This window comes from Balneola sp., assembly GCA_003712055.1.
Taxonomy (GTDB): Bacteria; Bacteroidota; Rhodothermia; order Balneolales; family Balneolaceae; genus RHLJ01.
This window is the reverse complement of record RHLJ01000001.1, coordinates 975329-999761: the sequence shown is the minus strand read 5'-3', so window position 1 is coordinate 999761 and position 24433 is coordinate 975329. Positions and strand designations below refer to the sequence as shown.

General features: G+C 40.2%; 17 protein-coding genes. 9 read left to right on the top strand and 8 right to left on the bottom strand.

Annotated features, from left to right (window positions below; all coding sequences use genetic code 11):
* Positions 1 to 3: 3 nt before the first annotated feature.
* Entirely contained in the window at positions 4 to 648 is a 645-nt protein-coding gene (locus ED557_04440) for a cytochrome C (GenBank protein RNC86024.1), read from the bottom strand.
* A gap of 290 nt (positions 649 to 938) precedes the next feature.
* Between ED557_04440 and ED557_04435 the strand changes: the two genes are divergently transcribed.
* The 8 genes from ED557_04435 to ED557_04400 all read left to right on the top strand — a co-directional run bounded on the left by ED557_04435 (position 939) and on the right by ED557_04400 (position 15166).
* On the top strand, positions 939 to 1508 hold the full coding sequence (locus ED557_04435) for a DUF420 domain-containing protein (protein ID RNC86023.1): 570 nt from the start codon (positions 939 to 941) through the stop codon (positions 1506 to 1508).
* Between the two features lie 291 nt (positions 1509 to 1799).
* Positions 1800 to 4874: a TonB-dependent receptor gene (locus ED557_04430; GenBank protein RNC86022.1), complete on the top strand. Its 3075-nt coding sequence runs from the start codon at positions 1800 to 1802 to the stop codon at positions 4872 to 4874.
* Positions 4875 to 4883: 9 nt separating this feature from the next.
* A complete protein-coding gene (locus ED557_04425; GenBank protein RNC86021.1) occupies positions 4884 to 6353 on the top strand; it encodes a RagB/SusD family nutrient uptake outer membrane protein in 1470 nt (489 codons plus the stop codon).
* 40 nt (positions 6354 to 6393) lie between these two features.
* Positions 6394 to 7665 (top strand): hypothetical protein, encoded by a 1272-nt coding sequence (locus tag ED557_04420; GenBank protein ID RNC86020.1) that lies wholly within the window; start codon positions 6394 to 6396, stop codon positions 7663 to 7665.
* A 194-nt stretch (positions 7666 to 7859) separates the two neighbouring features.
* Positions 7860 to 9794 carry a hypothetical protein gene (locus tag ED557_04415; GenBank protein RNC86171.1) on the top strand — a complete coding sequence of 645 codons (1935 nt, stop codon included), beginning with the start codon at positions 7860 to 7862 and terminating at the stop codon, positions 9792 to 9794.
* Between the two features lie 213 nt (positions 9795 to 10007).
* The gene (gene bglX / locus ED557_04410; GenBank protein RNC86019.1) at positions 10008 to 12326 is read left to right on the top strand and encodes a beta-glucosidase BglX; all 2319 of its coding nucleotides are present in this window, start codon (positions 10008 to 10010) and stop codon (positions 12324 to 12326) included.
* Positions 12327 to 12348: 22 nt separating this feature from the next.
* Positions 12349 to 13695: a DUF3131 domain-containing protein gene (locus ED557_04405; protein RNC86018.1), complete on the top strand. Its 1347-nt coding sequence runs from the start codon at positions 12349 to 12351 to the stop codon at positions 13693 to 13695.
* Positions 13696 to 13699: 4 nt separating this feature from the next.
* Positions 13700 to 15166, top strand: coding sequence for a DUF4976 domain-containing protein (locus ED557_04400; GenBank protein ID RNC86017.1), 1467 nt, complete (start codon positions 13700 to 13702; stop codon positions 15164 to 15166).
* Positions 15167 to 15243: 77 nt separating this feature from the next.
* On the opposite strand, the gene ED557_04395 is transcribed toward ED557_04400, so the two are convergent.
* From ED557_04395 to ED557_04385, 3 genes are all read right to left on the bottom strand, one after another.
* Positions 15244 to 15798, bottom strand: coding sequence for a hypothetical protein (locus ED557_04395; protein RNC86016.1), 555 nt, complete (start codon positions 15796 to 15798; stop codon positions 15244 to 15246).
* A complete protein-coding gene (locus ED557_04390; GenBank protein RNC86015.1) occupies positions 15795 to 16625 on the bottom strand; it encodes a TIR domain-containing protein in 831 nt (276 codons plus the stop codon). The genes ED557_04395 and ED557_04390 overlap by 4 nt, the downstream gene beginning before the upstream one ends.
* A 235-nt stretch (positions 16626 to 16860) precedes the next feature.
* Complete coding sequence (locus ED557_04385) at positions 16861 to 19698, bottom strand: hypothetical protein (protein ID RNC86014.1); 2838 nt, start codon at positions 19696 to 19698, stop codon at positions 16861 to 16863.
* A 369-nt stretch (positions 19699 to 20067) separates the two neighbouring features.
* On the opposite strand from ED557_04385, the gene tnpA reads away from it, so the two are divergent.
* Positions 20068 to 20502, top strand: a complete 435-nt coding sequence (gene tnpA / locus ED557_04380) for an IS200/IS605 family transposase (protein ID RNC86013.1) — start codon at positions 20068 to 20070, stop codon at positions 20500 to 20502.
* 88 nt (positions 20503 to 20590) lie between these two features.
* On the opposite strand, the gene ED557_04375 is transcribed toward tnpA, so the two are convergent.
* The 4 genes from ED557_04375 to ED557_04360 are packed head-to-tail and all read right to left on the bottom strand — an operon-like array spanning position 20591 to position 24273.
* Positions 20591 to 21289: a hypothetical protein gene (locus ED557_04375; protein RNC86012.1), complete on the bottom strand. Its 699-nt coding sequence runs from the start codon at positions 21287 to 21289 to the stop codon at positions 20591 to 20593.
* A 22-nt stretch (positions 21290 to 21311) separates the two neighbouring features.
* Positions 21312 to 22481 carry a lactonase family protein gene (locus tag ED557_04370; GenBank protein RNC86011.1) on the bottom strand — a complete coding sequence of 390 codons (1170 nt, stop codon included), beginning with the start codon at positions 22479 to 22481 and terminating at the stop codon, positions 21312 to 21314.
* A 59-nt stretch (positions 22482 to 22540) separates the two neighbouring features.
* Complete coding sequence (locus ED557_04365) at positions 22541 to 23128, bottom strand: hypothetical protein (GenBank protein ID RNC86010.1); 588 nt, start codon at positions 23126 to 23128, stop codon at positions 22541 to 22543.
* The gene (locus ED557_04360; protein RNC86009.1) at positions 23125 to 24273 is read right to left on the bottom strand and encodes a hypothetical protein; all 1149 of its coding nucleotides are present in this window, start codon (positions 24271 to 24273) and stop codon (positions 23125 to 23127) included. Before ED557_04360 ends, ED557_04365 begins: the two co-directional genes overlap by 4 nt.
* Positions 24274 to 24433: the final 160 nt, after the last annotated feature.

Here is a 24433-nt window from a genome sequence, read left to right as displayed (position 1 = left end):
TTATTAATAATGACAACCCTGACAATACTGCGGAGGGCTTACATTATTTTTCTTAACTAATTCGCTTCCCAACAACAGTTGGTTCTCAGCCTTATACCCCATGGTAGTCACCTCTTCAACAGGGCGGAGGTACTTTTCAGGTTCGCGGTGGCAATCAAGGCACCAGCTCATACTTAGTGGTTCAGATTGGTAAACCACTTCCATTTTATCAATTCTTCCGTGGCAGCTCTCGCAACCTACACCTACATTCACATGGGCAGCATGGTTGAAGTAAGCATAATCAGCCAGGTTATTTACTCTAACCCATTCTACAGGTTTGCCTGTTTCCCAACTTTCACGGATAGGAGCGAGTTTTTCGCTGTCCGTTTTAATCTGGCTATGGCAGTTCATACAAGTTTGTGTAGGAGGAATGTTCGCTTGCTTAGACTCAAACACAGAGGTATGACAATACTGGCAATCAAGACCAAGCTTATCAACGTGAACTTTGTGAGAGTATGGAACCGGTTGAACAGGGGCGTAACCTACATCGGTATATTCGGGAGAGAAGAAGTACCAAATTCCAAGAATAACTGCGTTTGCAGTAACTATAAGTCCGATAAGTAATTTTCGAGGAACTTGATTTGTCCACTTAGGGAAAATCTGCGCCATAAAAATGCTGATTTTATATTTCAAACCTGAGCATTAACGCTCAATAAGAAGCCGCGCAAAGCTATCGAATTTTTGACTCGAATTGAATACTTAGATGCAGGGTTTTCTTATTTAAATCCGTTCTAAATAACTTAGGTTTAGAAGTATAAGCTAGTTAGTAAATTATTGCGACGAAGATAAGAACATTTCTCCAAAAAACTTGGTTTGTGTAACGAAATAAGGCAAATAATAGCGCCAGTTTACCTTAACTTTAAGGCGCTCAACAAACAAAGGATTAAATAAGTTAATTGATGCAGCACGAAGTCGAACTCCCGGATAGCTTAAAAGTATTTGAACAGGTAAATACCAAGCGGGCACTTGGTATAATTATAGGAGTAAGTGTGCTCGCTTTGGTATTTCTTTTTTGGCTTATTTATTTCAAAGCACCTGCTCCATCTGAAATACCCTGGGTAAAAAACCTATCTGCTCTGAATGCTTCATTTAATGCTTTGAGTACTGTATTTCTTTTATTGGGATTCAGGGAGATCAAAAGAAGGAATTATGCAAAGCACATGAGATTTATGATTAGTGCTTTTGTTACTTCTTCCTTATTCCTGGTGAGTTATGTGATTTACCATAATTTTGTAGGGGACACAAAATTCATGGGAGAAGGGTTTATCAAGCCAATCTACTTCTTCATATTAATATCGCACATAGTGCTATCCGTTTTTGTAGTGCCTCTTGTGCTCTCCAGTTTCTTCTTTGCCTTTTCCGGTAAATTTGAAACACACCGTAAAGTGTCAAAGTGGACTTTCCCAATCTGGCTCTATGTTTCCGTGACTGGGGTGTTGGTATTTATCCTCTTAAAAACCTTTGGGTAAACCGAAGCCGAAGACCTCTCTATAGATATTTAAAAGCCGATTTTTCTATAAGTGACGTAGTGATGTAGTAGTGCCAAAAAAGCGCTTTTATAAGCATGAAGTAATCTTATTGTACTTGCCTCTATTGGAATAAATTAAATGCTGCACAATATTCAATAGAACGATTGCTAGTTAATACACAACAGTAATCATTATCCTGATTTATACCTGCCTGTGCTTCGTTTTGCGAAAGCGCTGCTATACTCGAAGCCAGGCTGGTTTATTTGATGCTAAGGACCTAACAATCAGCCTATGAATCTTGATACAGAACAGCCTATGCCTACCCAACAAAAATCTATTGTCGGCACATTTTTTTTTGCATTGTTAGGCTTCATGTTGTTTTCAAGTGGAAGTAACACAGTATATGCCCAAACCGAAATAACCGGTACTGTATATGATGCAGAAACACAAGAAACACTACCTGGAGTAAACATACTTATAAAAGGAACTGCCCGAGGGACTTCCACGGATCCGGAAGGTAATTTCCGGTTAAGGCTCCAGGAAGGAGAAAGTATATTGGTTTTTTCATTCCTTGGATTCGAAACCCAGGAAATAGATGTAACCGGTCTTACAGAGATAGAAGTTCAACTTAGAACTGTGGTTGGCACTCTGGACGAATTGGTTGTTGTTGGATATGGGGTAGTTAAGAAAAGAGATGTAACAGGAGCAATTGGCAGGGTAAGTTCTGAGGAACTTGGGAAAGTAACGAGTCTGAATGTTGAACAGGCATTACAAGGAAAAGTAAGTGGTGTACAAATTACTTCTACTTCAGGAGCTCCGGGAGCTGCAGCCGCAGTGCGTATTCGAGGGGTTGGTACATTCAATGATTCATCTCCTATATATGTAGTTGATGGCGTCATTTTAGATGACATCTCATTTTTGAACTCTGCGGATATTGAGTCGATGGAAGTATTGAAAGATGCTTCTGCTACAGCTATCTACGGATCCAGAGGTGCTAATGGGGTAGTATTAGTTCAAACTAAATCCGGGTCAGGAATAGTAGGGAAACCCCAGGTTAATTTTTCTACTGAAACAGGTTTCCAGCAGGTAGAGCGCACTATTGATCTTTTAAATGGTAGAGAATACGCCATTATTGCCAACGAAATTCGATCGGGCACCTATAATAATGTAGATGCTGTACCCAATACCGATTGGCAGGATCTTGTATTTGGTACTGCACCCATACAAAATCACCAGTTATCAGTAAGTGGAGGGAGCGACCGGGGCGATTATTACGTGAGTGTGGGGTATTTCCAGCAGGATGGGATTATAGAAAAATCCAGTTATGAGCGATTAACCATAAAGTTGAATAACACCTATAAGCTGAATGAAAAAATCAAGATTGGAAACAACCTGACGATAGCCCCATACAAACAGCAAATCGCGCCGAATGCAACTTTTGCAGCATATCGGGCGCAACCTTTACTCGAACCTTTTTACGATGATGGTAGCTTTGGGGTGGTTTATAATGTTGGTAACCCATTAGCCGACATTGAATATTCGAACAATCAAAATAGTGGAACCCGGTTTGTGGGTAATATTTTTGCCGATGCTATTATCAAAAATGAATTCTTACTTCGTTCCAGTTTTGGAATTGATGCTTCGTTAAATCGAGCCAGAAATTTTACTCCCGCTTTCACCGTATTAAATCCAGATGGGACTGCTTCTCAGCAGAACAATGATTTCAGCGATATTTTCAAACAGGAGAGCATTAATTATAACTGGCTTTGGGAAAACACACTCAGCTATATAAAGGAATATGATCGACATTCTGTAAATGCTGTAGGTGGGCTAAGCATGCAACAAACTCGTTCTGAATTTCTTCAACTCTCAGGACAGAATGTAATTCGTGACGATGAAGATTTTTGGTATGTAAACCCATCTTACATAATTGATGAAGCAAACGGCATTAATAATTTACAGGCAAACAATAACGGAGTAGATGCCGGGAATTACTTCAACATGATTTCTTTGCTTGGTCGTGTTGTATATACATACAATCAAAAGTATGTAGCTACCCTTACATACAGGGCTGATGGTTCCTCCAAATTTGCTGAGGAAAACCGCTGGGGATATTTCCCATCCGTAGCATTTGGGTGGAATATTGATCAGGAAAAATTCATGGGGCTAATTCCTGAGATTAGTAGCCTGAAACTGAGAACTAGCTGGGGGATAATTGGAAATGAGAAGATTCAATATCTGGGAAGATTTTCAGGAGTAAACTCAGATATTCTGGCTGTTTTTGGCTCGCCGGATACTCCTTATAATGCAGCTACTTATGGAACGTCAGGGAATCCCGATTTACAATGGGAAAGCACAACTCAAATAGATGTAGGTATTGAGGGAGGACTTTTCGAAGATAAGCTCTCCGTCGAGATAGACTATTATAATAGAACTACCAGCGATATTCTCATAGACCTGTCAACTCCCGGACATCTGGGCAATGGTCAAGGTCAACGCATTACATTTAACGCCGCAGAAGTACAGAACAAAGGAATAGAATTTAATATAGCATGGCAGGATAGGGTGGGTGATATTGCCTATTCCATTGGTTTTTTAGGCAATACTATTGATAATGAAGTACAAGCTATTGGTGGAAATAGTGGCATAGACTCGGTTCTTGTCGGTGGCTTTTTAGCGAACGGTCAATCTGTTACCCGATCAGTGGTAGGAAGACCTATTGGTGCATTCTATGGGTATAAAACGGATGGAATTTTCCAGAACCAGGCAGAACTGGATGCCTATCCTCACCTTTCTCAAGCTGATGTAGGAGATTTACGCTTCGTAGATGTAAATGGTGATGGAGTGCTTAATGGCGAAGACCGGACATTTATTGGTTCTCCAATTCCGGATTTTGTTTATGGATTCAACCTCGACTTGTTCTACAAGAATTTTGATCTAAGTATTGGGCTACAAGGGCAAATTGGGAATGAAATTTTTAATGGGAAAAATGTAGTCCGGCCTGACCCCTATAATTTTGAGCAGCATGTATGGAACCGATGGACGGGAGAGGGAACCAGTAATTCAGAACCCAGGGTAACGTATGGCGGGTATAACTTCTTGCCTTCAGACCGATTCATACATGATGGTAGTTTCTTACGATTACGAACGGTCATCATTGGGTACCAATTACCCCCCTCTTACCAGAGCCGTTTAGGGTTGCGAGAAGCAAGATTGTATGTAAAAGCCAATAACCTGCTAACAATCACTCAATACACAGGCTATACCCCGGAGATTGGCAGCCAAAGTGTAATAGCGAATGGAATTGATACGGGGATTTACCCAATTCCCCGGGTGATATCTGTTGGCTTTAATACCTCATTTTAAAACAAGGTTATGACTATGAAGCGATTTTTTTCAATTCTACTTCTGACAATAATTTTACTTGGATGCGAAGGTTTCCTGGATGTAAACCCTCAAGGAGAGCTTACACAAGAATCATTTCCAGTTTCTGCTTCTGATGCATTGCTAGCTACGAATGGGGTGTACTCTACACTTCGGGAGTGGAACTACCATACTGGTGGCTTCCCATTCCTGGAATTTCTTTCAGATGATGGAGCAAAAGGCAGTAACCCGAATGATGGAGTTGATCAGGCTCCTTACGATAATTTTACTCATGCCACTACACAAGACGGCCTTGATAGATGGTGGAACACGTTGTACCTGGGTATCCGAAGGGCAAACGTAGTTATTGAGAGCGTTCCTTTAATACAAATGGATGAAGAGTTAAGAGCACGATACGTGGCGGAGGCAAAATTTCTTCGGGCTTCTTTTTATTTCGATTTAGTAAGAGGGTTTGGAGGAGTTCCTCTTGTAACTACAACTAATCCTTCTATTAAATTAACCCGTGCTAGTTCTCAAGAAATATATGATTTGGTTGAGACCGATTTACTTGATGCAATTAATGACCTGCCGCTCAAGAGTGAATACGGAGCTGAAGATATTGGCAGGGCTACTAAAGGAGCAGCTCAGGCTTTATTAGCAAAGGTGTATTTATTCCAAAATGATTTTGGAAATGCTGAAGACTTTGCTCTTGCTGTTATAAACTCGAATGAATACGATCTGGAGACGAATTTCTATCATGCAAATGGGTCAGAAGGTGAGCAAGGTGTAGAATCAGTATTCGAGATAGGTGCAGCATCAGATCGAACAGCGGGAAATCAGTATGCCAATACCCAGGGTGTGCGTGGCACACCAAACCGAGGCTGGGGCTTTAATCGGCCAACCATAGATCTCAGGAGCGCATTTGAGGATGATGACCCCAGAGAGCAAGCTACCATTATTGAGCTTGGTGATGTGATTGATGGTATAACTATACTAGGAGACGGATCTACACCGGATGAGACAACAGATGAAAATGGTATCGTAATTGAGATTGAGAGTTATAACCGTAAGGTTTGGTTTCCCGGAAATAATACGGACACTCAATTTGGTCATAACCGTCGATTAATTCGCTTTGCAGATTTATTGCTTATGGCCGCCGAGGCTTTAAATGAAAATGGCCAACCTGTCCAGGCTCTGGTTTATTTAAATCGAGTGAGAGAACGAGCTCGGCAAGGCGATCCAGGCATTTTGCCAGACATCATAGAAACCGATAAAGACCTGCTAAGAGAAATTATTATTCAGGAACGAAGAGTAGAACTGGCCATGGAAGGGCATCGTTTCTGGGACCTGGTACGCACCGGAAAAGCCCCTGAAGTATTAGGGCCTTTGGGTTTTATAGAAGGAAAGCACGAATTGCTGCCCATTCCGCAAAGTGAAATCGATTTATCTCAAGGCTCTTTGGAGCAAAACCCGATGTGGTAAAAAAAACTAATACATAAACCTCGAAACAAAAGGATCAATAATGAAAAAGATATATACAACATTTAAATATGTTTTGATGCTGACGCTTATAGTATTTATAGCGCAGGCATGTAACAGCGATAGCGACCCTGTAGATCTTAATATCGAAAGTATTACGGTAGGTGGGCTAGATCTAAATGGAGCAACTTCTCCCACCGATGTACCTTCGGATGCAAGCATCGTTATTACCTTTAATTCCGATATTAAAATCGAAACAGCTACCTCGGCGAACATCACCCTTGTTCAGGATTATGATCAGGCAGATATAGAACTGAATATTGTCGTGGATGGTCCTATGCTGACCGTTACCCCTACTTCAACGCTTGGTTCAGGAACTCTATATACATTCGCACTATCAGCAGGACTTTTGAATAATGATGATCAGCCCTTGGCTTCTACAAACCGTGCCTTTACAACAGCAGGTACTTTTAGCCCTGCAGGTATGATTGCTAACTGGACATTCGAAGAAACAGCAGAAGATATAGTAGGTAGTTTTGATCCCGCTGCATCTGCGGTAGTAGATATTAGCTATGTTGATAGTAGAAATGATGCAGCTGGTAAAGCAGCGTCTTTTAATGGGAATACAAGTATTATTGAAATCCCTGGTGCCGATGCATTAATTAATACCAGCGACTTTACCATTAGCTTCTGGATGAAAACCAACTCTGATGGACATGTTGATGCGAATGGTAATCCAACCGGACATTTTGTAATGGGGCTTGGAGCGTTCTTTGGATTACAATTTGAAGTTTTTGGTGATTACAGCGGGGCTAAATTTGCAATACAATATGAATTTGCAGACGGTAATACTGGAGCCGAAGATATGTGGTTCCCCGTAGAAGCCCTCGACAACACGAATGGCGGATGGCAAGGTTGGGATTTTGCCAAGAGCATCACCCAGGAACAAATGGAAGGTTATCTGAAAGATAGTTGGACTCAGGTGACATATACCTACGAAGGATCAACCATGAGAGGAAGTATGTACTATGATGGAGAGCTAATGAAGACGTTTGATTTTAATCTCTGGCCAGATGAAGATGCTAAGAGAGGAACATTAGGTATGATATATGCAGGAACAGAGCCCGATGTAGTGAACGAGTTAGCCTTTGGGTTTATTCATTCCCGAGCCGGCACTATGTGGGACGACACACCATGGGGTGGTTACGACAATGCAACTGCAAATCATTTCAAGGGAGAACTTGACGACATTAAGTTCTACCACAAGGTGCTTACTGCAACCGAAATTCAGCTGATGTATGATTCAGAAGAATAAAAACATAGATGACCATAAAGAGGTGCCTTTTAGCACCTCTTTTCTGATAAACCTGTGTCTTATCATTCTATTTACTTCGTAATCAACGCACCAATTTTTAGCCAGATATTTATCTACCGCTCAACATTATGCTTACCCAACACTCTATAGCCAGATTTTTCCTATTGAATATAAAAGCTGGGCTGATCTTAATAATGGCGGGGGCATGTAAAGAAAAGGGAGTAGATCCAACGCCGGAAGTTTTCCAATTGTTGAGAACATATACTCAAAACAATACCCTTTCTTCTTCTTCCTTAAATGAAGGAGTTTCTGTTGGAGCCATTTTTTTCATTGAGTTTTCATCGCCTGTAGATACCACTTCAGTTCGGCAGAGTATTTCAATAACCGAAGAAGAAAGCCAAAGTGAGATTCCTTTGAGCTTCAGATTCGAAGACCTCAACAAAAGAATTGTAGTAAGCCCGGATCAGGGGTTGGACGTTCAAACTTCATACTCTTTAAGTATTAACGAAACATTGCAATCTGAGATGGGGGGTGAGTTTTCGAGAATAATGTATCAGCTAAACACAGAAAATGGAACCATTCAATTGGTATCAGCCAGTGCGAACTCAGAAAACCTTTCCCAAAACAGTACGGTGCGCAATATTAGCTATTCCGAAGTAGAACTGATCTTTTCTTTTTCTGAGCCCTTAAATGAGGGAACCTACGCTTCCTATTTCTCAGTCAGTCCCTCCATTAACATAGAGAAGAGTCTTTCCGGTGATGGAAAGGAAGTTATACTCACTACAACAGAACCATTGGATTATTATCGACATTATACTGTAACGGTAAGCAATAGTCTTGAGGGAGCTAATGGGTTTGAATTCGATGGTTACTCAGCTTCATTTCAAACCGGGTTAGATTCAACACAAAAATTTCTAACCATTACAGATGAGGAATTACTCACCAAAGTACAGGAGCAAACCTTTAAATACTTCTGGGATTTTGCTCATCCGGTAAGTGGGTTGGCAAGAGAGAGAAATACTTCCGGAGATTTAGTAACTATTGGAGGTAGTGGCTTTGGAGTAATGTCAATTCTGGTAGCTATAGAACGCAATTTCATAGGAAAAGCGGAAGGGATATCCAGGCTTCAAACCATTGTTACTTTTTTGGAGAATGCGGATCGATTTCATGGAGTATGGCCTCATTGGATGAATGGGAATACCGGAGAAGTAATACCATTTAGCACACGTGATAATGGAGCAGATCTTGTTGAAACCGCATTTATGGCACAAGCTCTTATTACTGTTCGTGAATATATGGATGATTCAATACAGGAAGAACAGGAGCTAATTGATAAAATCGATGGATTACTGGACGCCATCGAATGGAATTGGTTCACTAAAGGAGGAGAGAGTGTATTGTATTGGCATTGGTCGCCAGAATATGAGTGGCAGATGAATTTACCAATAAGAGGATATAATGAGTCACTAATTGTGTATGTGTTGGCTGCCTCGTCAAAAAATTATGCAATCGATAAAGAGGTCTACACTAGTGGTTGGGCCAGATCGGGAGCTATCCAAAATGGAAATGAGTACTACGGGATTGAATTACCCCTTGGATACGATTTTGGAGGCCCGCTTTTTTTCGCCCACTATTCTTTTTTAGGATTAGATCCACGCAATCTTTCAGATCAATATGCAAACTATTGGCAGCAAAACAGGAATCACTCACTCATAAATAGAGCCCATAGTATTGAGAATCCAATGAATTTTATTGGGTATTCACAAGAGAGTTGGGGGATCACTGCTAGTGATGAGCTTGGAGGGTATAGCGCCCATTCTCCAACTAATGATAATGGCACCATCACTCCAACCGCTGCACTTTCATCAATGCCTTACACCCCCGAGGAGTCAATGAGTGCGCTGCGACACTTTTACTACATATTAGGCGATAAACTTTGGGGTGAGTATGGTTTTTATGATGCCTTTAATCCCACTCAGGGTTGGTGGGCTAGCTCTACGCTGGCCATCGATCAGGGGCCGATCATCATAATGATTGAGAATCACAGGACAGGGTTGCTTTGGGATCTGTTTATGCAGGCGCCAGAAGTTAAAGCCGCACTGGACACTTTAGGATTTACTTATGACTGAACTTACACAAAATAGGCCTTTGCTAATAAGTGGATGTCAAGTCGGAGTGTTTCTATCGTCTTCTTATTACTCGTCAATGCGAGATTGCTTCATCGTTATCATCCAGACCTTTTCGATGCCTTGCTTCTCCTCGCAATGACTGGCTTCAATGTTGAGGTTAATTTGCGAAAGGTCACTCATGAATAATAAATATCAACCAAGTACTAATTGATTATGCGGTTTCTTTACATCTTGATAGTCACTCTTTTTTATACGCTTTCAACCAATCCAGCCTATGCGCAATACTCAAGAGCTGAAGTAGTGCAACGGGTTGATTCCGTTATGGCATTAATGACATTAGATGAAAAGCTGGGCCAGTTAAATCTACCCGCAGCCGGCGACATAAGCACGGGGCTGGCTGAAAGCACCGGCATTATTGCAAAGATTAAGGAAGGTAAAGTAGGTGGGTTGTTTAATATTCGAGGTGTAGATCGCATTCGTGAGGTACAAAAAGTAGCAATAGAAGAATCCCGGCTAGGTATCCCGCTCATTTTTGCGATGGATGTGATTCATGGGTATAAAACAGTATTCCCGATACCTTTGGGTTTATCCTGCTCCTGGGATATGGATGCTATAGAGCGATCTGCACGAATTGCAGCACAAGAAGCAACAGCTGATGGTATTGCCTGGACATTTTCTCCAATGGTAGATCTTTCAAGAGATCCCCGTTGGGGCAGGATAGCGGAAAGCGGTGGGGAAGATCCATATCTAAATGGAGAGATTGCTAAAGCAATGGTTCGCGGATATCAAGGAAATGATCTATCGAAAGAAAACACTCTAATGGCTTGTGTAAAGCATTTCGCGCTATACGGAGCCTCAGAAGCAGGTCGGGATTACAACACCGTAGATATGAGCCGGCTCACCATGTACAATGTGTATTTCCCGCCTTATAAAGCAGCAATTGATGCTGGGGCAGGAAGTGTTATGGCATCATTTAATGAAGTAGATGGTGTGCCCGCTACAGGAAACAGATGGTTGATTACAGAAGTGCTTCGGAATCAATGGGGATTTGATGGTTTTACGCTAAGCGATTATACAGGCATCAATGAAATGATTGATCATGGAGTTGGAGACCTGCAAACCGTTTCAGCACTCGCTCTAAAGGCAGGTATTGATATGGATATGGTAGGAGAAGGCTTTTTGACAACACTTAAAGAATCGTTGGAGGAAGGCAGAATTTCAGAAAAAGATATTGATGAAGCATGCCGGCGCATTCTTACAGCAAAATTTCAGCTAGGCTTATTTGATGATCCATACAGATACGCACAACCTGATAGAGCCAAAAGAGAAGTGTATACGGAAGCAAATCGAAAAGAGGCCCGTAAAATTGCTGCGGAGTCGATGGTCTTGCTAAAGAATGAAGGAAATATTCTGCCCTTAAAAAAAGAGGGAACCATAGCCATTATTGGTCCAATGGGGAATAACCGTGAAAACATGCAAGGAACCTGGAGTGTAGCCGGAGATCATCAAAAGTCGATAAGCCTCTTGGAAGGAGTTAAAGGGGTAGTAGGAGAAGAAGTAAATGTACTGTATGCAAAAGGAGCGAATTTTGTTGATGACCCTGCATTAGAGGCCCGTTTCAGTATTTTTGGTAAAAATACCTATCGGGATAGCCGACCTGCAGAAGAAATACTAGCCGAAGCGCTAGAGGTAGCAGGTCAGGCAGATGTAATAATAGCTGCAGTAGGGGAGGCTTCTGAAATGTCGGGCGAAAGTTCCAGTAGAACCGATATAGAGCTCCCGGAATCTCAACGGAGGTTACTGAAGGCCTTATTGGAAACAGGGAAGCCGGTAGTTACCGTCCTTTTTACAGGACGTCCATTAGCCTTAACCTGGGAAGCTGAACATATGCCAAATATTCTTAATGTCTGGTTTGCAGGAAGTGAAGCAGGGTATGCTATTGCAGATGTCATTTTTGGAAATGTTAATCCTTCCGGGAAGCTGACGACTACTTTTCCTCAAAACGTTGGACAGATTCCCATTTACTATGCCCATAAAAACACGGGGCGCCCTCTGGAGGGAGAGTGGTTTCAGAAATTCCGTACTAACTATCTCGATGTTTCTAACAAGCCATTATTCCCCTTTGGATTTGGTCTCAGTTATAGTTCATTTAATTATGGTTCCGTAGAGTTGAGCAACAAAGAACTGGCAGGAAATGAAACCCTAACGGTTTCAGTGGATGTAACCAACACTAGTGAAACAGATGGAAAGGAAGTGGTACAACTGTACATCCGGGATCTTGTAGGAACCGTTACTCGCCCAGTGAAAGAATTGAAAGATTTTAAAAAAGTTATGGTGCCCGCCGGAGAAACTGTAAACGTAATTTTTTCAATAACTACCGATGATTTAAAGTTTTATAAATATGATCCCGAAAGAAGTGATCAATCTATGATTTATGACTGGGAACCAGGTGAATTTATAATCATGATTGGCAGTAATTCGGCAGATGTACAAAGTCAAACAGTTCTGTGGACAAAGCCAGAAAGAGATTAATTAAAAACTAACTAATATCACTATGCAATATAGAATACTCCTATTGTCTGTTTCTTTACTTTTTGTTGCTTGCACATCGCCGCAAAATCAGGGTCAAACATCAAAAGAAGATGCTATTAAGACCCAGGAAGATGAACTCTTAACCAAAGTTCAGTACCAGACTTTTCAATATTTCTGGGAGAACGCAGAACCGGTTTCAGGAATGGCCCCGGAGCGTACCCATATGGATGAAATCTATCCTCAAAATGATAAAAATGTGGTTACATCCGGAGGATCAGGTTTTGGGCTAATGGCGATTTTGGTCGGTATTGAGCGTGGGTTTATTACCAGAGAAGAGGCCGTTGAACGGTATGATAAAATCCTCACCTTTCTAGAAACTGCAGACAGTTTTCATGGAGTTTATCCGCACTGGTGGTATGGAGACACCGGCAAGACAAAAGCATTTAGCCGTTACGATGATGGTGGTGACTTGGTAGAAACTGCCTTTTTGATTCAGGGTCTTCTCACAGTCCGTCAATACTTTGTTGATGGAAATGAAAAAGAGCAGGAGCTGGTACGCCGGATTAATACAATCTGGGAAAATGTAGAGTGGGATTGGCATACAAAAGGTGGAGAAGATGTTTTGTACTGGCATTGGTCACCAAATCATGGGTGGAGAATGAATTTCGCAGTAAGAGGATATAACGAGTGTTTGATTATGTATGTACTTGCAGCGTCATCACCCACACATCCTATTGACCCCGATGTTTATCACAAAGGTTGGGCAAAAGATGGAGCAATTAGTACAGATAGAGAATTTTACGGTTATCCAACAGTATTGGATCACTATGATACTAATGACTCACCAGTAGGCCCTCTTTTTTGGGCACATTACTCGTATCTGGGATTAAATCCTACAAACCTAAAAGATCGGTACGGAGATTATTGGGAGTTAAATCAAAATCATGCTAAGATTCATCATGCGTATAGTGTTGATAATCCCAATAGCTATGAAGGCTATAGTGATAGTGTTTGGGGTCTCACCTCCAGTTATTCTATGAAAGGGTATTCCAGTCATCGTCCTGACCAAGATCTGGGTGTAATTTCTCCGACCGCAGCTCTGTCAAGTTTTCCATATACCCCTGAAGAAAGCATGAAATTTTTGAAGTATTTATATAATAGTGCGGATAGTTTGATTGGGAAATATGGGCCTTATGATGCATTCAGTTATGAACACGATTGGTATCTTCCGAGGTATCTGGCGATTGATCAGGGGCCTATTCCTGTAATGATAGAAAACTATAGAACTGGATTGCTGTGGGATTTATTTATGAGCGCTCCCGAAGTACAAACTGGGTTAGAACGGCTTGGTTTTACCGTAGGGGAATAGAACGATGAAATGGCAACGAAAAATCAATATCGAAGTTTTGTCAATTATCCTTTTGGGTTTTTTAGTTTCCGCTACTTCACTGCAGGCCCAGGATAACAAACCACAAAATGTTGTATTTATACTTAGTGATGATCATCGCTTCGACTTCATGGGCTTCCATCCTGATGCCCCGGAATACATAAAAACTCCGAATTTAGACCGGATGGCTCGAGAAGGCGTGCATATCCGTAATGCATTTGTCACAACCTCGCTATGTTCGCCAAGCAGAGCTTCTATTTTGACCGGGCAGTATGCACATACTCATAAAGTAGTAGATAACACCAGTCCAATTCCTGAAGGAACCCGTTTTTTTAATGAAGATGTTCAAAAAAATGGATACAAAACGGCCTTTATTGGCAAGTGGCACATGGGCGAAAGTGTAGATGACCCAAAACCTGGTTGGGATCATTGGGTAAGTTTTAGGGGGCAGGGAGTATATTTCAATCCAACATTAAATGTGGATGGAAAGAGAGACATCTATAGCGGATATACCTCAGATATACTCACAGATTTTGCTGTCGACTGGTTAAAGGAACGGAAGGAGGATTCCGAAGAACCATTTTTTCTTTATCTATCCCATAAAGCGGTTCATGCTGAGTTTATTCCTGCTGAACGGCATCAGGATGAGTATGAAGATATCGATATCGAGTACCCTGCTACCATGGATAAGACCGAGCAAAATTACAGGACAAAACCTAAGTGGGTAAAAGCTCAGCGTAATAGCTGGCATGGCGTAGATTATGCTTACCACGGGGATATGAACTTTGACGAATTCTACAAGAGTTACCTGAAGACATTGCTTGCATTGGATGAAAGTGTGGGAAGAGTCCTGGACTATTTAGCAGAATCAGGATTAGATGAGAATACACTTGTTATTTATATGGGAGATAATGGTTTTATGCACGGCGAGCATGGCCTCATTGACAAGCGGAATGCCTACGAAGAATCAATCCGTGTGCCAATGATAGCCTGGGCGCCGGGTTATCTGGAGCCTGATACAGTTATTGATCAATTGATACGAAATATAGATATCGCTCCCACTATTCTGGATGTGTTTGGAGCAGAAAGTTCTATAGACATGGATGGACTTTCCTTTTTACCACTACTCACCGATCCTTCTAAAACAATAGAAGAAAGGGAGTTTTTGTATGAGTACTACTGGGAACCAGCTTTCCCACATACCCCAACCACGTTTTCACTTCGAGGTGACCGCTATAAATACATTTATTATCACGGAGTGTGGGACAGGGATGAGCTCTATGATCTACAAAATGATCCTGAAGAGCGATATAATTTAGCCGAAGTGCCGGGATTTATTGAGCTCAGGAATGAAATGAGGAGCCGTCTTTTTGATGTAATGGAAAGTGAAGATGCCATGAGTATACCAGTGAGGCGTTTTAACTGGCAAGCCGATGAAAAGCAGATTGATTAGTAGGTAGCGGTACCGTGTATGATGTCGTAGCTGACGTTAGGAAGCTATGAATTATGCATATTGTTGTGTGGCGTTTTTTATTCATGTTGTATATAAAACAACTCCAGTAAGTCCATAATTAAATCAGAAGGGTCTTCATTCCTTTCTTTCATTCCAAGCATTTCTTTCAGTTGTTCTTTAGTCATAAACAAGATTACTTTTTTTTCATTGGAGTAAATGGTATTCCTTCTTATGTGAGCTTGAACGTTGGGAGGTTTAGAACATACCAATATTGCTAATCTACCCATTGGATTCGCTAGATAATTTAGTGCCTGATTTACCTCATCAGGGCCAATATCTGTGTTGTCATAGTTCTTGAACTCGAACAATATCATACGTGCATCCAACTCTTGAAACAGATGATGCCAATTTATGGAGTTCGCTTGTTGATTTGCAGCAATATTTCTATTTGGTAGTACCGCATCTCTTCTGTTAATTCCAGAATATGTTTTTGCTTGTCTTTGAGCTGGTCTTAAAGGAGGTACAAAGAGAAATTCCAAAATCTCGGTACATAGGTCTTCAAATTGTGACCATCCTGGAGCACCTAATGGACAAGCGTCAAGTCGTTGGATAAAATCTGTTACCTGACTCATATTTGAAAATATTTGTCTAGTAATCTCTTCCTTTTCGCGACTAATTTCTTCAGCAAAAGCCCATCAATTACTTCGATTTGAGTGTTTTCGATTTTCTGAAAGTCATTTAAATAGCTTTCGACTACAGAAGTGAGGATACTGTTTGTTACAAGAAGCAGTTTAATGTCTGCAGGTAGCAGGTGGCGCTTGTATTCAAGCAATTGTTGGATTGAGTTAATGCTGAATCTTTCATGGCGATAGAACTTAACTTCAACAAGCCAATGTTGTATTTGAATGGTTCCAAAAGGTGTCTTTGATTTGTATTCTGCTTTGAAGTCAAATCCTCTGTCACTTTCTACACCTTGATGTTTGATGTTGGCAAAACCGTACTCTCTCAGGAAATCACCTACGAATTTTTCAAATTCAAATGGAGTAAAATGGTCAAAAGTGATTTCTGGAATGGTTTTAATCTTATGTATGAGCTTTTGAAGAGCAGCTTCGGAGTTTCCCAAATTGAGGATAAGGAATCCAGATAGGTCGGAGGGAATTTTAACCCTCTCTAAGGTGACTGGGATAATATTGATATTTCGCTTCTCAGATTCACTGAGCGCTTGCCAGAGTTCTCGTTGTGACCATTCTGATGAAAGAAAATTCTTAGAGAGGAAAATAATGACAGTATCGCTCGATTCAATTTGATAACGGATTTTTTCATTCCAATTCGAGCCAACGTCCAAATCCTGCTGGTCATACCAAATATCAATATTGTTACTCTGTAGCTCGTGTGCAATACGGTCAACCTTTTCTCTGTCTTGATAGCTATATGATAGGAAGACTCTTTGATTACTCATTTACTTTGTTTCTGTTTTTTTAATGCCACACAACAACAGAGTAAAGTGAACAAAGTTCACTTTATCCCTATTTCAAATTTGAGTTTTATTCACTTTATCATAAAAAATGTTGAGAGTAAAGCCAATAAAAATTATTTGTTATCAAAGTACAAAGCGCACTTATGCTGGAGAATAATGGTTTGAGTACTGTTAGCTGATAGCCGTCAGCTAACAACCCTCACTTTTGTACATTATTCTAAAATGTCATAATCAATTCTGTAAGATTTACATCTGTAGAAAGGTTCAGTCTCTTTCTTAATCGATATCTTCTTTCCTCAACACCGCGGACAGAAATGCTGAGCAGAGGAGCAATTTCTTTTGACGAAAGGTTCATTCTCAGGTAGGCACAAAGCCTCAAGTCGCTGGGAGTAAGTTGAGGATGCTTCTCCTTGAGCCGCTTAAAAAAATCACCATGGGCCTGATCATAGAGTTGCTCAAATACTTCCCATTCATGTTCATCCTCAATGCCTTGCTCAATGAGCCTGTTAATCTTGCTGTAATAGCTGCTGGGAAGTTTAACACCCAGTTCCTTTTTTTGTTTATCTAATTCCTCTTTAAGAGATGCGAGAAGATTATTTTTACGCATCATTGCCATGGTATTAGAAGCCAGTTGGGCCGATTTATGTTCAATCTCTGATTGAAGCTTTTCATTGGTAAGTTTGATTATTTCTTTTTCGGCCTTTTCCCTATCCCGCTGAGCAGCTTTGTGCTTTTCCTCCAGTTCTTTTCCAATAGCCTTCCACTGTTTTCTGGAAATGTAAAGCCTGATCATGAATACAAGAGAAATGAAAATTAGTGCGTAAAAAAAATAGGCGCCGGTAGTTAAATACCAGGGTTCTCCAATCTCAAATGAAAGGCTGGTAGTTTCGGAAATAAGACCATTTACACCAATAGATCGTACCAGGAATGTATATTCTCCTGACAACAGACGGTCAAAACGTACACTGTTTTCAGGGGACCAATCACTCCACCCAGGCATTAATCCTTCAAGTTTGTATTGGAAAAAGGGTTGATTTCCTACTACCTGTGTTGACGACCAGGAAAGAGTAACATTGTTGAATGCATTTGAAAGAAATAAATCCTTGGGCCCAGGGGCTGTGATAATCTTTTCGGTTTGTACATTGGACGCTGAAAGTGATTTGATTTCTACATTAGTGCGGGGGTATTTAGACCTACTAATGTTTTCCATATTTAGGATTACAAATCCATCGTCCAGGCTAATAAGGTACATCCGGTTACCCAGAGAGATAATATTTTGGTACCCTTCCACCATTTCGAATCCATACATCTCGGGGATTAAGGTATATAGCAGCTTTATGGAATTAAAATGAATTTCAAACAGGCTTATCTCCGCTTCCTTTATCACCCAATATTGATGATTTCCTGCAGGCAGTACATTTCTTACAGTACTTTTGGTTGTAAAAAAAGGATCAAGTCCAACATAGGTAATAAATTTTTCTGCGATAGAATCCCACTCATATAGTGAGTCGGCTAAAGACGTAAATATTCTCCCATCAAACTTAAATACCCTGTTTGTGGTTTGTGGTAATCCATACTCCGAACCTATTTCCTGAATCTGATCAATGGCAGTAAAAGTAATATTGGGTTGAAGTTTAAATATCCCTCGCACCGTATGTCCGAGCCAGATATTTCCCTGATGATCAGTTTCCAAAAGACGGGCAGGAGCCCTAAATCCAATCAGTGTATGTGATTGTTGCCAGGTGTTGTTTTCTTTTTTATACACGACCAAATCGCTGTAAGTACTTTGTAACAACACATCCTGGTTGTCGAGAGGATAAGATTTTAAGGTGTATCCTCCTGAAATGTCACTTACTTTTTGCAGGGATTTATCCTCGATTACATAGGTACCATCATTAAGACCTCCATACAACTTTCCATCAAATTCTTCCAAAAACCATACCTGTCCCTGAGAGCCTGGTATCAGGTTTTTATCATAAAAATTTCCATTAGTATCCCGCTTATACCAAAAAATACCCTGGTTGGTACCTACGTAAAGTTCATTGTTAAATAACGTTGCTGCATATACACTTCCAATATCATTAGCCATACCCCTATAACTTTGAAAAGGAATATCAAAAGCGATGTAGGAAAGACCTTTGTCCATTCCTACCCAGATATTTCCGAATACATCAACTTCAAGAGAAAGAATGGTGTCGTTTTGTAGCTGATCATTGGTAGTGATGGTTTTTAAGAGCTTGAAATTGGTATCATATACATAGATGCCATTCAAAATGGTGCCAAAAAAGATTTTATCATCAGTACGAATGGCCGCGTTAATTTCGCTATTAACCAAATCGTCATACCCTTCTATGTTCAGTCTGTTGAATTCCTGCCCATCATATTGATATATCCCTTCCGTAGAGGCAATCATGATATTGCCATTTGCTAATTCAATTACTGAACGGATTTCTTCATTACTGAGGAAGCTACTACCGGGAATAGGAACAAATTCATTGTTTTGAAGAGTAAAAAGTCCTTCTCCGACTTTTTGAGTATATATCTCATCTCCTACTTTATGTAGGAACATGAAGGTGCCGAAGGTGTTCAACCGAAACACATTCTCGCCATCATACCCGTAGATAGAGCCAAAGCTATGGAAGTAGATATTATCTTCATGCTTCACAATTTTCCAGATAGCATCATTTCCCATCTCGGGATCCTCAAGCTGGGCAGCTAACGAAGTGTACTCCAATTCCTGGTCAGAATTAGCAGACCAATAACCGAATTCCTCAAAAGAACCGGTATAAATTTGATCATCAATGTAGGCTACAGATCTAAAAATAGTTTGATGAGACAAACCATACATCTTGGCATTAGTATTCTCTAAAACCAGTAAGCCATAATTATTAGCAACGAATATTTTTTGCTTTCCATCTCCGGAAATGTCCCAGTTTTGGTTTCCGGCCCCTTCAATTAACTCATCATAATTGCTTATATGAAAACTTAATTGTCCTAAACACCATGTAGAAGGCAATACGAAAAAAAACAGGAGAGATAAAAAGGCACGAATCATGCAAGTGAGTGGGTAACTACATGTTATTGGGTACGAAAATGAAAGTAATAATCTCGCTTAACATAATAAACGAGTAAAGAATGTTTGAACCGATAACTAAGGCATATAGCTTTTACCTTTTTTTATTGATGGAAAGCCAAATGAATATGTAGGGGAATTAATAAAAAACTATCCACACCAGAGATACACCTAAACAAACACAAAGTACCTAAATGAATCTTCCCGATCTGGCTCTATGTTTCTGTGACCGGGGTGCTGGTGTTTATATTGTTGAAGTCATTTGGGTAAAAGCCCACGATTTCAATCGTGGGCTTTAAATTAGTGTTGTTCTAGGCAAAAACCATTTCAATGGTTTACATTCTTTGAAAAATGTCTCATTCGAAAAATAAAGTTTGGGTTCATGCAATTTGGTCCACCAAAAACCGAATGCCTTTCATTAGTAGTGATATTGAAAAGAAGGTGTTTGATTTTATAAAGAATGAATTTGATCGACTGGAATGCTCATTACAAATCATAAATGGAGTGCCAGATCATATTCATTGTCTATTTTTGCTAAATCAAAATAAATCGTTGGCGGAAGTTTTAAAGCAGATTAAAGGAAGTTCTTCTCATTGGATAAATCAAAATGATCTTACATCTTCGAAGTTTGCTTGGCAAACGGGTTATGCGGCTTACTCCGTAAGTGAGTCTCTAATTAAACGGGTTCACTCTTATATTAAGAATCAAAAACAACATCACTTAAAGAAGACTTTTACTCAGGAATATGAAGAGTTTATAGAGCTACACAAATTGGAAAACGGTTAAAACCGTTTTTTATATGCGAAATTTTTTATTGCCCATGATTTCAATCATGGGCTCATATGTGGATATACAAGGGCACAAGGTGAAGTTTTCAAAAAGGATCTTCCCCTCTAACTAGAATCTTTGTTTTATCGAATTCTAATTCGCTATCCAGAACTTCTCTTTCTTCTATATTTGTAACCTGAGCAATACTTTTAAAAAGTGGATATATATATGATTCATTTCTGATACTTATTGACCCGGACTCATTGATAAACAAATTCCAAAAACTATATTTGTGATTGGCATACAACTCCTTATTGAGCTTATAGTCTGGATGGAAATAAAATGTACCAACTATTCTTTCAATATTTGGATTATTGGGTATGTACTCTATAGTTACTGATTCTCTAAGCCCATCAAATAGAAACTTTTTTTCTTCTTTATTTCTCTGGACACTAATTAGTTCTCCATTCTCTTCGTCCAATGGATACCATCTGATAGTGTCAGATTCTGAGCTCTCCATGTACACTTTTTTATTTTCTAGATCATAATAGGTAGTGGATATTCCCAACCCTAAAGATTTGGTTATAGTTTTATACTTCTTTTCTGTAACAATACCAGTCATTGAATTTCCGAAAAGGTAATAGAAGTAATCTGTCGGGATTTCCGAGTTAATTGATTCGTGTTCTACACTAAAAGTGACTTCTCCTTCAAAATATTCAGATGAATTTTGTGCTACAGCATTCAGTTGAAAAAATGCAAAAATAAAGGCTATTGATGTAAGGAGATTGGCTAGAGTTTTCATCATAGAAATAGAATAGTCATTAATGTTAATAAAACACCACACAAACCGGAGTAGGGACATCTAAACTCTCTCCAGAGTAACTCAATGCTCCCGTGTTTCCATCGATGTTGAAAACATACACATCATCTGTATTTTGGTTGGCTACAAAAAGCTGATCCCCATTTGGCAGGATAGCAAAGTTCCTGGGGAATTCGCCCCGGGTGGAAGTATGATCTAATTCAGTAAGTAACCCGGTTGTGGAATTAATGTTGAAGCTCACAATACTATTATGCCCCCGGTTTGAGCCATACAAGAAATTCCCATTCGGATGTACATGGATATCTGCAGTTGAATTCCATTCAGAGAAACCATCAGGTAAGGTTGATATAACCTGAAGTTCCTCAAGAGCCCCATTGTCAGGATTGTAAGAAAACACAGATACACTGCTATTCAGCTCATTCATTACATAAGCGATATTCAACGTAGGGTGGAAATCCATGTGGCGCGGGCCGGAACCTGCTTCAAGTGCAGCAAATTCCTGCTCCGTTTTTGAAACGGTTTGTGAGCTTTGATCAATGGAATAGCTCCATACTTTATCACTGCCCAGATCGGGAATAAATAAGAAATTGTTATCCGGACTAATTTTCGCCATATGGGGGTGAGAACTATTCTGGTTTGGATGGGGTCCTGAACCTTCATGATCAAGTTGTTGTCTGAACTCTAAGCTTCCGTCTTCATTTCGGGCATAAACTACAGCAACACCACCATTATAATTAGAGGCAAAGACCATGCTTCCGGTTGCATCGACACTTACATGTGCTGGTGACTTGGCATTAGAAGGATATTTTTCAATGAAGGTGAGGCTTCCATCTTCTTCAATAGTGAAAGCATGGATGTAGCCTGTAGGTTCGTTACCTCTACCAAGTTCACTTACTGCATAAAGATTATTACGATCCGGTGAGACAGCAACAAAGGAAGGATTTATTACTTCGGCTGCAGTACCAATCAAACTAACGGAACCGTCTTCTGAAATTGAAGCAGAATAAATTCCATCTGCTTTACCATTTACCCATCCTTCATCTCTGGTATATGTACCTATGAAAAGAGAGGTAGGCTCCAGGGTTTGAGAACCGGGTTCATCTCCATTCGAAGAGTTTGAATCACAATGGAGACCTGTTGCTATCAACAGGATTAGAATAGGAAATAGAGATTTCATAAAGATGATTTTTGTCTAAGATAGAAGCTACTAACTAGAAATCATTGTGATAAAAGTTTTCATAAATCCCGTTTGGAAAGTCTTTTCAAGGCAGTCATCTCTCTTGAAACTATTTCGAAGCTTTGATCCAGGTTCCAGTAGGGTTTATCTGTTATAAAATTGTTCCACCTTTCAATGTAATTGTCTAAATGGTTCGAACCATTTAAATGGTCTAGCCACTTTAATGCTGCCATAGCATGATCTTGATCGTACCATAAATCTTTTCTCTCCAGGTAATAATCTAGGTAATCTAATAAGTACTGGATCGATTGCGGAGTATTAAAAGTAGCAAGAGTAAGCACATATTTTTTCCCAGCGGATACCATCTCACTTTTCAAAAGTAGTGTTCCTATTTGTTCTTCGAATTTTGTGCAGTCTATAATAGCTGCAAATACAGCTCCAACAGATCTGGTTCTCCAGTTAAAATCTCCCAATAATTTTCGTACTACTTCACAATCTAATTCATTCCTTAAAATATTCAATCGGGGCGAAAACGAGTCGTTATATATATGGGTCATGTAGAAGGGAAGCACCCATTTTTGTATAAACTCAGGTGATAGTTTATCATCATTTCTTTGATAAGTAAGGTGGTCGAAATTGTTAGTCATTTCTTCTCTCGATAAGCTTCTACCAGCTCCATCCAGTCATTTACATCTTCTCCAAACTGAGTTTTCATCTGAGTATTAACGGTATCAATCATTCCTTCAGGAAATACATTACTCCCATGTAATGCCCCAAGAAAAGCTCCCATAACCTGCATATAGGAATCGGTATCATGGCCAAACTCGAGGATAATTTGCATAGAAGCCATCGGGTGTCCTTCAGTAAATTCAGCTACTGCAAAAACTACCACAAGAGGAACCCAGGCCTCCCACCAGTAGGTAGTCTGCAATTCCGATTCCAGGAGATGATATAGCTGGGCGATATTTCCATCTGCTCTTTCAGCAATAGATAAAGCTCTATCCAGCCATTGAGTGGTTGCCCGGTTTACATAAAGCGTACCATTATAATTGAAGGGATCGGTAGTTCTAATAGTTTCGATAACGGATTCCCAACTTCCTCCTTCTGAGAGCGCGTTGGCCAGACCAGCAACAATCGTTGAATTTATATCTTTAGCGATACCGTTATCAAAGTAGCCCAATTCATAAGTCTTTTTGTAAGCTTCTCTGGGATTGTCAGGGTAGAGTGCAGCTACAGGCAGGAAGGCCATGGAACCCATCACAGTTGGAACTCCGCCCCAAATACGTTCGGTAGGATAAGCATTTTCTCTTTCTCCAAGCGCCCAGCGAGAAGCAAAGCCTATTTCCTTCATCCATTCTTTATTGATCGCCTGGTATTTTTCCGGAAGATGATCTCCAAAATTCAGCGTTGCCCTGGCCATGTCTTTTTCAGTGATCTTTCCCGATGAAGCTTCCAGCGCATCAAAGAAAATCATTTTTAGCCGGGTATCATCTGTAATTGTACCAGCAGGGGGCTGATTCTCCCAAACCCCGAAAGGTTCGATGGGGCGAGGATAATCCCGAAGCTTGAAAAGGGCTCCAAGCTCATCTAAGTCCTGCGGTGTAATTTTTTGATTGGTGGTAGACCAAAAGCTTCGCTCTGGTGGAGCAAATTCAGTGGGGCCACCTGCTGCGTCTCCAATCGCGGAGCCAATGAGCAGTCCATATACTTTATCATCAAGGCTAGGTTGGGCGCTAAGGAATGATGATTGAAGAATCAGGATTGAAGAAATAAGAATGACTAATCTTTTCATATCGATCTACTTTAAGGTCATCTCGTCCCGAAAGCTTTCGGGATCGGAATCTTTATAAGGATTAATTTTCTTAATTATTTGACAAAAAAATGAATTAAGTCCGCTGATGATCCTATATGGAGGATTGATACGAAACATTATGCACTTGCTTTTCCCTAAG